This is a genomic window from Actinoalloteichus sp. GBA129-24 (assembly GCF_001941645.1).
GTDB classification, from domain to species: Bacteria; Actinomycetota; Actinomycetes; order Mycobacteriales; family Pseudonocardiaceae; genus Actinoalloteichus_A; species Actinoalloteichus_A fjordicus.
The window spans coordinates 5828168-5839966 of the sequence record NZ_CP016077.1 but is presented as its reverse complement, the minus strand read 5'-3'; the positions used below and the strand labels follow the sequence as shown (position 1 = coordinate 5839966).

Sequence of the window (11799 nt, the reverse complement as noted above, 5' to 3'; positions counted from 1 at the left end):
GGTCCGCGCGCGACGTGGGCGGCCTCGATCGGTGTCCGAAGGTCACGGCGAGCGGTGCGGCAAGCGGACTGCCATGGCAGCCGGCCGGTCGCGAACGGGTGCGGCCGTCGGCGTCTCGACGGCCGCGTGCGCACCGAGGCGCGCACCCGTCAGCGTGGTCGCAGGTCAGCGCGGTCCCATGCCGTCGTGACCGCTGCCGGGCCGTGCGTGCCGCCGCAACGCGTCGATGGTGTTCTCCGGCGAGGTGTTGAAGCAGAACACGATGCCGGGAACGAGTTCGTTGAGCAGATTCACGACCCGTTCGAACAGCAGCGTGTGCTCCGGTGCAACGCGCAGGCCCGCACCGATCATCACGACGTGGACTGCTCGTCGGGCGACGCACTGCCGGATCGTGCGCTCGGCCTCGGCCTCGTCGGCCGCTACCAGGCACTGCACGAGGTCGAACCCCGCTGCTCGGATCGCCGCCTCGCCTGCGGCGAGCCGGGCCGTCAGCGTCTCCTCGGTGATCTCCGGGTGGAGACTGAAATCGACCGCACTCGGATGCAGCCCGAGCGACAGGACGACATCACCGGTGTGCTCTTCCTGCGTCGTCACCACGGAACGACTCCCTCGCGGTTGAAGAAGCCGCCGGTCGGCTCATTCGAGCCGAGGCCGGCCAGCCGGACGATCGCGTCGGTCCCCTCGGACACGGTCTGGGTGCCCGTGTGGCCGTTGAGGTCGGTCGCGGTGTAGCCGGGGTCCACGGCGTTGATCCGGACTCCGTCCAGCGCACGGGCATACTGGCTGGTGATCATGTTCAACGCCGCTTTCGACGCCGGATAGCCGAGTGTCGGCGGCACCAGCCCGAACCAACGCGGGTCGTTCGAGACCGCGAAGGACCCCATCCCGCTGGACACCATGACGATCCGGGGTTTCTCGGCGGCCCGCAGCAGCGGCAGGAAGGCGTTCGTGACTCGGACCGGGCCGAACACGTTGACCTCGAACAGCTGCCGCAGATCGTCGGCTCGCACCTCGGCGGGCGGGTTCGGCGGCCCGCCGACGCCCGCGTTGTTCACCAGCACGTCCAGCCGCCCGGCATGGGCCTGCACCGTGTCCACGGCCGCGGCGACGGACTCGTCGGAGGTCACGTCGAGCGGGACGAACCGCACCGTCACGCCGTCGTCGGCCAGTTCCGCCGCCGCCTTCCTGCCGCGTGCCTCGTCACGCGCACCGAGGAACACGTCCCAGCCCGCGGCCGCGAGTCTGCGCACGGTCTCGCGTCCCAGTCCCTTGTTCGCCCCGGTCACCAGGGCGGTCGTCATCTTGTTCGTCGACACGCTGCCAGCGTCGCCGATGATGAGGCGCCGACGCCAGGACCGAGGTGGCCTGGGACCGCCGGTACCACCCCGAACGGGCCGCTCCGCCGGCACGATGGGTGCGTGGACAGAGCCGAACTGGCCGCGGTGCTGCGCACTGCGCGATCACGAGTCAGACCCGCCGACGTCGGCCTGCCCACCGGCCTGCGCAGGCAGGTCCCCGGGCTCCGTCGGGAGGAGGTCGCCCAGCTGGCGGGTCTGGGCGTCGACTATGTGATCCGGCTCGAGCAGGGCCGGGGGCCGAGACCGTCGACGCAGGTACTCGGCGCGCTGGCGAGGGCGCTGCGGCTCGGCGACGATGACCGCGACATGATGTTCCGGCTCGCGGGCGCGGAACCGCCGCAGGCAGGCCGGATTCCGATGCTGGTCCGGCCGAGCGTGCTGCGCCTGCTCGACCGGATGTCCGACCTGCCCGCCCTCGTGCTGTCGGCCAAGTCCGATGTGCTCGCCTGGAACCCGCTCGGCGCCGCCCTGCTCGGCGACTTCTCCGAGTTGCCCACCGCGCGACGCAATCTCATCTGGCAGCGGTTTCTCGGCCCGAATCCCGATACGGAGACCTCGGCGGCCGCCGACTGCGTCGGCTGCCTGCGGACGGCGCAGGCCCGCTACCCCGATGATCCCGACCTCGCGAGACTCGTGGCCGACCTGCGTGGCGGGAGCGCCCGCTTCGACAGTCTGTGGCGAGCGGGCCGCTCCGGGCGGCTGCGCGCCGCCTGCGTGACCCGCGTGCATCCAGAAGTCGGCATGCTGACCCTGGACGTCGACGTGCTCCGGGAGCCCGAGGGTGATCAGACCGTCCTCATCTACTCGGCTGCACCCGGCACGGCGACGGCATCGGCGCTGGAACTTCTCCGCGTCACCGGGCTTCAACGATTCGCCTTGTGATTCGTGATTTGTGGTTCGCGGGCGGACTCGCCGCCGAGCCTGCACCTGACGGCGGTGCTGACCTCTCCGCGTCGATGCCGGTGATCCCGGCGGGGTGCGGTTCGTGAACTCGGTGCCGACCCGCGACGACCAGCCTGCGGTGCGGGGCGGACTCGGAAGCAGGTCCGGCACCGAACCGCGCCACGACCGGCGAGGCATCCGACGGCGACGCCTGCGCAGTATCGCGGGGCAGCCGAGCGGCTCGGGCAGTTCGGGCTGTCGGGCGGTTCGGGCAGGCTGCTGACGTCCGGTCCGGTGAGACCTGACGCGCCCGGTGACGTCCGGCGGCGCGGAAGAAGCGCCCGCCGGCAGGCGGCTGACGCGGCGTGATCCCCGAGGTGATCGGCGCCGAGCCTGCCGCGCGGCTGACGAGCCGGCTGCGCTCGGCGAGCATCGCCGCGGGGCGGATCTCGCGGGTGGCGACCTAGCTGCGAAAGGTGCGGCGGTAGGCGTCCGGCGGCACGCCCACCGTGCGGTGGAAATGCCTGCGCAAGGTGGCCGCCGTGCCCATGCCCACCGCCGCTGCGACGGCGTCGATGCCGTCGTCGGTGGTTTCCAGCAGTTCCTGGGCGCGGCGGATTCGTTGCGTCGACAGCCAGTGCAGCGGGGTGGTGCCGGTCGCGGATCGGAAATGGCGACCGAGGTTGCGTGAGCTCATGTTCGCCTGGCGGGCGAGATCCGCGACGGTCAGCGGATGCTCCAGCCGTTGTGCCGCCCAGGGGAGGAGCCGGGCGAGCGGGTGCGTGTCTCGGGCCGGCACCGGGGCGGTGACGAACTGGGCCTGGCCGCCGGTCCGGTGCGGCGGCACGACCAGGCTGCGGGCGATCGTGTTGGCGACCGCCGAGCCGTGGTCGGAGCGGACCAGATGCAGGCACAGGTCCACCGCTGCGGCCTTGCCCGCCGAGGTGAGGACGCTGCCGTCGTCGACGTAGAGCACGTCCGGGTCGACTGTCACGCGGGGATGGCGGGCGGCGAGCGCCCCGGCGTGGGCCCAGTGCGTGGTGGCGCGCCTGCCGTCCAGCAGGCCTGCGGCGGCCAGCACGAACGCCCCCGTGCACAGCGAGACCGTTCGCGCGCCCGCCTCGTGGGCCGTGCGCACCGCGTCGACGAGGTCGGCGGGCGGCGGCTCGTCGGCGTCGGCCAGTGCGGGAACGATCACCGTGTCCGCGCAGGCCAACCGGTCGAGCCCGCCGTCCGGCTCCAGCCGGAACCGGCCGAGCCGCACTGGGCCCGAGCCGCAGATCACGAGGTCGTACCAGGCGTCGGCCTGCCCTGTCCGGTCGGCGCCGAAGATCTCGTACGCCACCGACAGCTCGAAGTGCCGCATCCCGTCGGCAACGGCCACCGCGATCGTGCTCATGTCCGAAACTGTACGCATGACGGCGTTCAAGACACTCGTGGCGCCTGCTCCCCTCGGCCACGATTCTCACCGTGGATCACATGAGCATGACCGCGGAACAGCGGGAATCGGGTCACACGGTCGCGGTGTTCGGCGCCTACGGGCACACCGGACGGTTCGTGGTGGCCGAGCTGCGCGAGCGAGGGTTCGTCCCGCTCCTGGCGGGACGTGACGCGGAGCGGCTGCATGCGCTGGCAGCGGAACACCCCGGACTCGACGCTCGGCAGGCGTCCGTCGACGACTCGGCCGCGCTCGATCGCGCGCTCGCCGGAGCGGCAGCGGTGATCAACGCTGCCGGGCCCTTCGCCGCCACCGCTGCCCAGGTGATCGAGGCCGCCCTGCGCGCGGGCATCCCGTATGTGGACGTGTCGGCCGAGATCGAGGCCAACATCGACGCGTTCGCGCACTTCGGAGACCGGGCCCGCGAGGCGGGCACCGTCGTGCTCCCCGCGATGGCCTTCTACGGCGGTCTCGGCGATCTGTTGGCCACCACGGCGATGGGCGACTGGACGGCCGCCGACGAGGTGCACGTCGCCTACGGCCTGAGCAGCTGGCATCCCACTGCCGGGACCCTCGCGGCAGGCAGGGTCTCGCGGGAGCGGCGCAACGGCAGGGGCGTCCGCTACACCGCAGGCGAACTGGCCTACCACGACGACGCGTCGCCGGTCCTGGACTGGGACTTCCCCGCTCCGCTCGGGGTGCGGCCCGTTCTCGGCGGGTTCACGATGACCGACGTCGTCACCATCCCCAGCCATCTGTCGGTCCCCAAGGTGCGCACGTACATGGCCGTCGACGCGGCGAAGGACCTGTCGGTGCCAGACCCGGCCGGCCCGGTCCCCGTCGACGAGCGGGGTCGATCCGCCCAGACCTTCCTCGTCGACGTGATCGTCCGCTCCGGCGACACCCGGCGACGGGCGGCCGCGCGGGGGCAGGACATCTACGCCGTCACTGCCCCGCTGGCGGTGGAGGCGGTCGACCGCATCCTCTCCGGGCGGACTCGCACGACGGGCGTCGCCTCGGCGGGCAGGCTCTTCGACGCACCCGACTTCCTGCGCGCGCTGGCCGCGCACGTCACGGTCGACCTGCCCCGAGGCTGAGCACGGCGAGTGGCGCGGCATGGCGCGCGGTGCGTGCAGGCGGCGCTCGCCTGCACGCGCATCGACATCGGTCGGGGCAGGCCGCGACGTCTCGAGCAGGCAGACGGCCCCGGCGCGACCTCGACCCCTGCCCGCCTTGCCGACCCCGGCACCAACCGATCGGTGGATGGCGGCATCCACCGAACCCGGCATCGGCCTGACCGCGCAGTCGATGTGACGCATCGCGGGCAGGCGGCACGCTTCGACGTATGGCAATCATCGAGGTGACCGACCTCGTCAAGCGCTACGGCGATCACACCACGGTCAAGGGCGTCAGCTTCACCGTCGAGCAGAGCGAGATATTCGGGATTCTGGGGCCCAACGGGGCGGGCAAGACCACCACGGTCGAGTGCATCGAGGGCCTGCGCACCCCCGACGGCGGGGGCGTCCGGGTCTGCGGCATCGACCCGAGACGGGACACCGGTGAGCTGCGGCAGCTGCTCGGCGTGCAGCTCCAGGAGAGCGAGCTGCCCGCCAAGCTCAAGGTGGGCGAGGCGATGGAGCTGTACAGCTCCTTCTACCGCGCCCCCGTCGACTGGCGCGAACTGATCGAGGCGCTGCGGCTCACCGACCGACTGGACACGCAGTTCCGTCGGCTCTCCGGCGGGCAGAAGCAGCGGCTGTCGATCGCGCTCGCGATGATCGGCGGTCCGAAGGTGACGGTGCTCGACGAGCTCACCACCGGTCTCGACCCGCAGGCCCGCCGCGACACGTGGGACCTCATCGAGGGCATCCGCGACCGGGGCGTGACGGTCCTGCTGGTCACACACTTCATGGAGGAGGCGGAGCGGCTCTGCGACCGGCTGGCCGTGATCGACGCGGGCCGTCTCGTCGCGCTCGACACCCCGGCCGGACTGGTCTCCAGGGTCAACGACCGGCAGCGGATTCGCTTCCGACCGTCCGTGCCGCTGGATCACGCCGTGCTGACCGCGTTGCCGGAGGTCGCGTCGGTCGAGCGGGCGGGCGGGCAGCTCGTCGTGACCGGCAGCGGGAACCTGCTGCACGCCGTGACCACCGTGCTCGCCCGGCACCAGGTCATCGCCGCCGACCTCCGCGTCGAGCAGGCCTCGCTGGACGACGCGTTCGTCGCGCTCACCGGCCACCCCGTCGATGTCTGAGGAGACCGCAATGCCGCCCCTGCTCCGACTCACCGCCACCGAGACCAGACTGTTCTTCCGGGAGCCGATCAGCATGATCTTCGTGCTCGGCTTCCCCCCGATCCTGCTCGTCATCCTCGGCTCGATCCCGTCGCTTCGCGAGGCCTCCGCCGATCTCGGCGGGGCGCGGCCGATCGACGTGTACACGCCCATCCTCGTCGCGTTGGCGATCGCCACCCTGGCACTCGTCAGCCTGCCCCAGCAGCTCGCCGCGTACCGGGAGAAGGGCGTCCTGCGGCGCATGCGGACCACCCCGGTCAAGCCCGCGCTGATGCTCGGCGCGCACCTGCTGATGTGCACGATCATGTCCGTGGTGACGATGCTGGTCGTGGTCGCCGTCGGCAGGGTGGCTTTCGAGGTGAACCTGCCGAGGCAACTGCTCGCCTACCCGGTGGTCTATCTGCTGGCGGCGCTGGCGATGCTCGCGGTGGGGCTGCTCGTGGCCGCGCTGGCGCCGAGCAGCACGAGCGCCAGCGCGATCGGGCTGGTGCTGTTCTTCCCGATCGCCTTCTTCGCAGGCCTGTGGGTGCCACGCGACTCGATGAACGACCTCCTGCGGACGATCAGCGACTTCAGCCCGTTGGGGGCGGGCGTGCAGTCATTGCAGGACGCCGCGGCAGGGCACTGGCCGCAACTGTTGCACGTGGTCGTCATGCTGGGGTGGACGATCGTGGCAGGCGGACTGGCCGCGCGGTATTTCCGTTGGGAGTAGGTCGTTGAGCATCGAGGCCGAGCTGCGTGCGGAGTTCGACCGGGAGGAACGCCGGGAGATCGTGGTCATCAGCGTCCTTCCGTACCTCCTCTTGGCGGCCAGCACCGTCGTCACGTTGCTGCAACCGGTCTGGGGTGAGCCGGTACCCGGGCCGCTCGTGCTCGGCCTCGCGCTGCTCACCGCGCTCTGGCTGGTCTGGTTCGACGTGGTGCAGGCGAGGGGGCGGCGGAACGGCCCGTCGACGGTCCTGTACTACGCCGGGTTGACGGTCCTCGCGGGCAGCCTGACGGCGATCGCGCCGTGGTACGGCATCTTCGCCTTCGTCGGCTACGTTCATGCGTTCCTCTTCCTGCACGGCCGCTGGCGGTACCTCGGCGTCACCGTCACGGCGATGATCGCGGCCGTGTCGTACGTGGGCGGCATCGCCGAGATCGACGGCAACGGCTGGTGGGAGTGGGCGGCGCTCTTCGGCATCACGCTGGTGCTGGCCTCGTCGTTCTTCCACTTCGCCGAGCTGGGGTATCGCCGTAACGACCAGCAGCAGCGCGCGCTCGCCGAGCTGCACGAGGCCAACGTCAAGCTGGCGGCGGCGCTGGAGGAGAACGCGGGCCTGCAGGCTCAGCTGCTGGTCCAGGCCCGGGAGGCAGGCGTGCTCGACGAACGGCAGCGGATGGCACGGGAGATCCACGACACGCTGGCGCAGAGTCTCGCGGGCATCCTCACTCAGCTCCAGGCCGCCGAGCAGACGACGGACGAGCCGTCGACGCTGAACCGTCACATGACGAACGCGATGAATCTCGCTCGCGAGAGTCTCACCGAGGCCCGCCGGACCGTCCACGCGGTGGGGCCGGAGCTGCTCGCCGACGCCCGGCTCGCGGACGCGATCAGCGACGTGACCCGCCGCTGGTCGGAGGCCAACGACATCGACGCGATGCTGACCACCACCGGCGACCCTCGGCCGATGCATGCCGACGTCGAGGTGACGCTGCTGCGTGCCGCGCAGGAGGCGCTCGCCAACGTGGCCAAGCATGCGAACGCGGGCCGCGTCGGCCTGACCCTGTCTTACATGGAGGACCTGGTGACCCTGGACGTGCGCGACGACGGGAGGGGATTCGATCCCGACGCCAGGCCTGCGGGCGGTTCGGCGAGCGGTGGGTTCGGGCTCGCGGGCATGCGGCAGCGGGTGCAACGCCTCGCGGGCAGGCTCGACATCGAGTCGGAACCCGGCGGCGGCACCGCGATCTCGGCGTCGGTGCCTGCGATCCCGGCCGGGTGCGGCTCGTGATCTCTTTGTTGATCGTCGACGACCACCCGGTGGTGCGGGACGGCCTGCGCGGCATGTTCGGCGCCGATCCGCGTTTCGGCGTCCTCGGCGAGGCCTGCGACGGCGCGGAGGCCGTCACCGCAGGCGAACGACTCCAGCCCGACGTGATCCTGATGGACCTGCGGATGCCGAGGGTCGACGGCGTCGCCGCCATCAAGGAGCTGGCCCGGCGCGGTGTGCCCGCCCGCGTGCTCGTGCTCACCACCTACGACACCGACAGCGACGTCCTGCCCGCCATCGAGGCGGGCGCCACCGGCTACCTGCTGAAGGACGCGCCGAGGGAGGAGCTGTTCCGTGCGGTGGAGGCGGCCGCGCGGGGACAGGCGGCGCTGGCCCCCGCAGTCGCGACCCGGCTGATGGGTCAGATGCGCAGGCCCGCCACCGAGCTGCTGTCGCAGCGCGAACTGGAGGTGTTGGAGCTGATTGCCAAGGGCTCGACGAACCGCGAGGCGGCACGGCAGCTCTTCATCAGCGAGGCGACCGTGAAGACACACCTGCTGCACGTGTACGCGAAACTCGGTGTCAAGGACCGGGCTGCTGCGGTGGCGACCGCGTTCTCCCGCGGCTACCTGACCGTGCGGGGCGACGGGTGATCGGGACGCCCGATCACCCGAGCCGTGCGCCGTGAACGCCCGGTCCGCCGCAGCTCACCGGCGAGGCATTGCTGCGCAGCCAGCGGCTACTCGTCCGAGACGGCTGCGGCGACGACCGGCTGGCGGAGGATGGTGCGCAGCTTCTCGGGTGCGACCCTGCGGGCGTCGCTGAGGTAGATCTCGTGATGCTTGGCGACCATGCGCAGCCCGTTGGCCGGGATGAACTCGTCATGCATCCTGGTGAGCAGCTCGGTCTCGTCGTCGAACGAACCCACGTGCAGCGTCTGCACGCACCGGCCCTCGGACAGGGTCTCCAGTCGGATCTCGCCGAGCCGGGCCGGTCGTTTCTTCTTGTCGACCTGCGCCACGGCGGCGGCGAACATGTCCTGGTCGATCCAGTCCGGCGTCATGATCATCAAGGTCCAGTCCCAGCGGGACTTGTCCCGCGTCGTCGTGAACGAGTCCATGTCCGTCGCCCACCACAGGCCTTCCAGCGGGGTGACGACGTAGTCCCGTCCATGGTCGCGCTTACTGGCGAACTTCAGCTTGTAGGCCACCGGGTAGAGCGCCTCGACCGCTTCGGCGAACGCCGGTGCGGTGTTCGGGTCGCCGTGCCCGTCGATCATGAGGTACTGCAGGTCTGGTACCGCCACGATCCGGAACTCGCCGCGTTTCGCCTGGTAGGAGTCGAGACTCTTCGTGAAGTCAGTCTTGTTCGTCATCGGGTTCCTCCGACTCGGCTGGCGAGCCACGACCTCTCTGCCTCGAGAAGGCTCAGTGCGTAGGAGAAGACCTCGCGTGCCGGGGACGCGAGGGGGACCGGCGCCTGCTCGGCCTGCCGAACGGCGGTGATGCGGGCGTCGACCTGGGCGAGACGCGCCCGCAACGCCTGGGCGTACTCCGGCGCGGAGAGCAGCGGCAGGTTGGCGACGCCGACCAGGAACGGGCTCGGGACGGGATGCAGCTCGGTGACGAGGGCGAGCGCGGTGCGTGCCGCCGCCTCTCGACCTGCGCCGGTGGCGTGGAAGACGCGGCGAGACCTCGCCGCGACGGGAGCCGCCGGTACGTGGACCAGCCCTCGGCCCTCCAGCTTGGTGAGCAGGTAGTAGATCGACGAGAACCCGATGTCCGTCCACTGCCGGACACCGCGCCGCTCGATGACCCGTTCCAGGTCGTAGCCGTGCTGCGGGCGTTCGATGATCAGGCCGAGCACGGTCAGCTCGGACGGGGTCAGCTCCACACCCGTTATTCTAGCGCTAGAATAGATGTCGGCGGGTCGGGGTGCCCTCGTGATCGTTCCCGGGGTGTTCTGGCAGCTCAGGACGCCGGCGGCCTCCGGAGGCGGCCGTGGGTGCGACTGGAGACGCGAGACGAGGGCTCGACCCGAGCGGGGCCACCGGGTCCGCGCCGTGGCGGCGAGAGCCGCAGGTCGGATATGCCGAATCCTGCCCACGACGACGGTCGGTGCCGTGCGCCGGGCCGCAGAGATCACTTCCGTCGACCACGACGACCGCAGATCAGTACTCTTGACCGTCGACGGGCTTCTCGTCGGACGAGCGGGCCTGCCTGCTGTGCGCTGTGCTGTGGAGATCGACGATCAGGTGAAGGCGGTCACGAATTCTCGCCTGCGGCCGATGGCGGATGGTCGCGGGGGACGGGCCGCCGAAGCGGACGAGCGTCAGCGCCAGCCCGACCTCGCCACGTGGGTTCCGGCAGATCAGCGAGTGCGGCAAGCCCGATCCCGGTCGCGGAGTTCACCGCCGATGCGCTCGTCCCTCGACTCGCCCGCGATCCCCGAACGCCGCGCACCGGCCTCCCGTCGGCGACGGCCGATCAGCCGGGCCGCCCGCGACGAACTCGCCCGGCCGGGATACCCCCGGACCCCATACGCCGCAGGTAGAACAGCTTCGTTCAGACGAGAAGGACCACGATGACGACGACGCACGACCATCCGACTCCGCCACTGAGCCGGGCCATCGCACCGGACCTCGCCCGCGGACTCATGCTCCTGTTCATCGCGCTGGCCAATGTTCCCTGGTTCCTCTACGGGGAGCCCACCGCGCTCGGCAGCGTCCACCGGCCTGATGCGACCGGCCTCGACGTGGTGTGGCAGACCATCGCGATCGTCGCGATCGACGGGCGAAGCTATCCGCTCTTCGCCTTTCTCTTCGGATACGGCATCTGGCAGCTCTACCTGAGGCAGGCGGCGGCAGGCGTCGAGGAGAAGTCCGCGCGGCGGCTGCTCCAGCTCCGTCACTTCTGGATGATCGTCTTCGGCGCGGTGCACGCGGCGCTGCTCTGGCAGGGCGACGTCGTCGGCGCCTACGGTCTCATCGGCCTCATCGTGGTCTGGCTGTTCCTGCGGCGCACCGACCGGACTCTGCGCAGGTGGATCATCGCGCTCGGCAGCCTCCTCGCGATCGTCACGGCACTGGTGTCGCTGGCCGGGATGACCGCCCCGGAATCTCTCGACATGGCCGAGGCCGCGCTGCCGCAGTTAGCCGCGATGACCTCCTACGTCGACTCGATCACGTCTCGATTCCTGTTCTGGCTCACCCTGGCGGTCGCGCAGGGCGTGCTGAGCCTCGTCGTGCCGATCGCCGTGCTCCTGGCGATCGTCTGCGCGCGTCGTCGGGTGCTCGAATCACCGGAGACCCACCGACCGCTGCTCCGACGCACCGCGATCGTCGGCATCTCCGTCGGCTGGCTCGGCGCGGTGCCCTCCGTGCTCGTGCACCACGGAGTCTGGGACCTGCCAGAGTGGTCCCCAATCCTGCTCCATGCGCTGACCGGGCTGTTCGCCGCACTCGGCTATGCGGCGCTGTTCGCTCTCCTCGCCGCACGCTTCGCGACGACACGCACGCCCGGCCGGCTGGTCCGTGGCCTGACGGCCGTCGGCAAGCGGTCCCTCTCCTGCTACCTCCTACAGTCGGTGATCTTCGCGCCGCTGTTGTCCGCCTGGGGCCTCGGGCTGGGCGGCGTCCTCGACGAGTGGCAGGCCGCGCTGGTGGCGGTGGCGGCGTGGCTCGTCTCGATGGCCTTCGCCGTCCTGCTCGAACGCGCAGGCAGGCGCGGACCCGCCGAGTGGCTGCTGCGCGCCCTCGCCTATCGCGGACGTCGGTCCATCGCGACGCCCGTCTCGTCCTGACCAGGCCGGACACCTGGCATGCACCGTCGCCGTCGGGCTCCGACGGCGGCG

Annotated in this window: 12 protein-coding genes; 7 read left to right on the top strand and 5 right to left on the bottom strand. The window is 71.0% G+C overall.

Annotated features, from left to right (window positions below):
* Positions 1 to 165: 165 nt before the first annotated feature.
* Complete coding sequence (locus tag UA75_RS25010) at positions 166 to 597, bottom strand: hypothetical protein (protein ID WP_198042854.1); 432 nt, start codon at positions 595 to 597, stop codon at positions 166 to 168.
* A complete protein-coding gene (locus tag UA75_RS25005; protein WP_083683581.1) occupies positions 591 to 1316 on the bottom strand; it encodes an SDR family oxidoreductase in 726 nt (241 codons plus the stop codon). Before UA75_RS25005 ends, UA75_RS25010 begins: the two co-directional genes overlap by 7 nt.
* 102 nt (positions 1317 to 1418) lie before the next feature.
* On the opposite strand from UA75_RS25005, the gene UA75_RS25000 reads away from it, so the two are divergent.
* Positions 1419 to 2240 (top strand): helix-turn-helix transcriptional regulator, encoded by an 822-nt coding sequence (locus tag UA75_RS25000; RefSeq protein ID WP_075742347.1) that lies wholly within the window; start codon positions 1419 to 1421, stop codon positions 2238 to 2240.
* 463 nt (positions 2241 to 2703) lie between these two features.
* Here the strand turns inward: UA75_RS25000 and UA75_RS24990 are convergent, their stop codons facing one another.
* A complete protein-coding gene (locus UA75_RS24990; RefSeq protein ID WP_075742345.1) occupies positions 2704 to 3639 on the bottom strand; it encodes a helix-turn-helix domain-containing protein in 936 nt (311 codons plus the stop codon).
* Positions 3640 to 3719: 80 nt separating this feature from the next.
* Between UA75_RS24990 and UA75_RS24985 the strand changes: the two genes are divergently transcribed.
* From UA75_RS24985 to UA75_RS24965, 5 genes are all read left to right on the top strand, one after another.
* Complete coding sequence (locus tag UA75_RS24985) at positions 3720 to 4775, top strand: saccharopine dehydrogenase NADP-binding domain-containing protein (protein WP_232251122.1); 1056 nt, start codon at positions 3720 to 3722, stop codon at positions 4773 to 4775.
* Between the two features lie 248 nt (positions 4776 to 5023).
* Positions 5024 to 5932: an ABC transporter ATP-binding protein gene (locus UA75_RS24980; RefSeq protein WP_075742344.1), complete on the top strand. Its 909-nt coding sequence runs from the start codon at positions 5024 to 5026 to the stop codon at positions 5930 to 5932.
* 10 nt (positions 5933 to 5942) lie between these two features.
* Complete coding sequence (locus UA75_RS24975; protein ID WP_075742343.1) at positions 5943 to 6683, top strand: ABC transporter permease; 741 nt, start codon at positions 5943 to 5945, stop codon at positions 6681 to 6683.
* A gap of 4 nt (positions 6684 to 6687) precedes the next feature.
* Positions 6688 to 7968 carry a sensor histidine kinase gene (locus UA75_RS24970; RefSeq protein ID WP_075742342.1) on the top strand — a complete coding sequence of 427 codons (1281 nt, stop codon included), beginning with the start codon at positions 6688 to 6690 and terminating at the stop codon, positions 7966 to 7968.
* Positions 7965 to 8600 carry a response regulator gene (locus tag UA75_RS24965; RefSeq protein WP_075744178.1) on the top strand — a complete coding sequence of 212 codons (636 nt, stop codon included), beginning with the start codon at positions 7965 to 7967 and terminating at the stop codon, positions 8598 to 8600. Before UA75_RS24970 ends, UA75_RS24965 begins: the two co-directional genes overlap by 4 nt.
* Before the next feature lie 86 nt (positions 8601 to 8686).
* Here the strand turns inward: UA75_RS24965 and UA75_RS24960 are convergent, their stop codons facing one another.
* Both UA75_RS24960 and UA75_RS24955 read right to left on the bottom strand, forming a co-directional pair.
* On the bottom strand, positions 8687 to 9322 hold the full coding sequence (locus UA75_RS24960) for a GyrI-like domain-containing protein (protein WP_075742341.1): 636 nt from the start codon (positions 9320 to 9322) through the stop codon (positions 8687 to 8689).
* The gene (locus tag UA75_RS24955) at positions 9319 to 9840 is read right to left on the bottom strand and encodes a PadR family transcriptional regulator (protein WP_075742340.1); all 522 of its coding nucleotides are present in this window, start codon (positions 9838 to 9840) and stop codon (positions 9319 to 9321) included. Before UA75_RS24955 ends, UA75_RS24960 begins: the two co-directional genes overlap by 4 nt.
* A 690-nt stretch (positions 9841 to 10530) precedes the next feature.
* Here UA75_RS24955 and UA75_RS24945 point away from each other — a divergent pair.
* Positions 10531 to 11748 (top strand): DUF418 domain-containing protein, encoded by a 1218-nt coding sequence (locus tag UA75_RS24945; protein WP_075742338.1) that lies wholly within the window; start codon positions 10531 to 10533, stop codon positions 11746 to 11748.
* Positions 11749 to 11799 lie beyond the last annotated feature (51 nt).

Bases quoted from the DNA above. Each gene is read 5' to 3' on its own strand.
- UA75_RS24990 (WP_075742345.1), bottom strand. From the start codon at position 3,639: ATGAGCACGATCGCGGTGGCCGTTGCCGACGGGATGCGGCACTTCGAG.
- UA75_RS24985 (WP_232251122.1), top strand. From the start codon at position 3,720: ATGAGCATGACCGCGGAACAGCGGGAATCGGGTCACACGGTCGCGGTG.
- UA75_RS24980 (WP_075742344.1), top strand. From the start codon at position 5,024: ATGGCAATCATCGAGGTGACCGACCTCGTCAAGCGCTACGGCGATCAC.
- UA75_RS24975 (WP_075742343.1), top strand. From the start codon at position 5,943: ATGCCGCCCCTGCTCCGACTCACCGCCACCGAGACCAGACTGTTCTTC.
- UA75_RS24960 (WP_075742341.1), bottom strand. From the start codon at position 9,322: ATGACGAACAAGACTGACTTCACGAAGAGTCTCGACTCCTACCAGGCG.
- UA75_RS24945 (WP_075742338.1), top strand. From the start codon at position 10,531: ATGACGACGACGCACGACCATCCGACTCCGCCACTGAGCCGGGCCATC.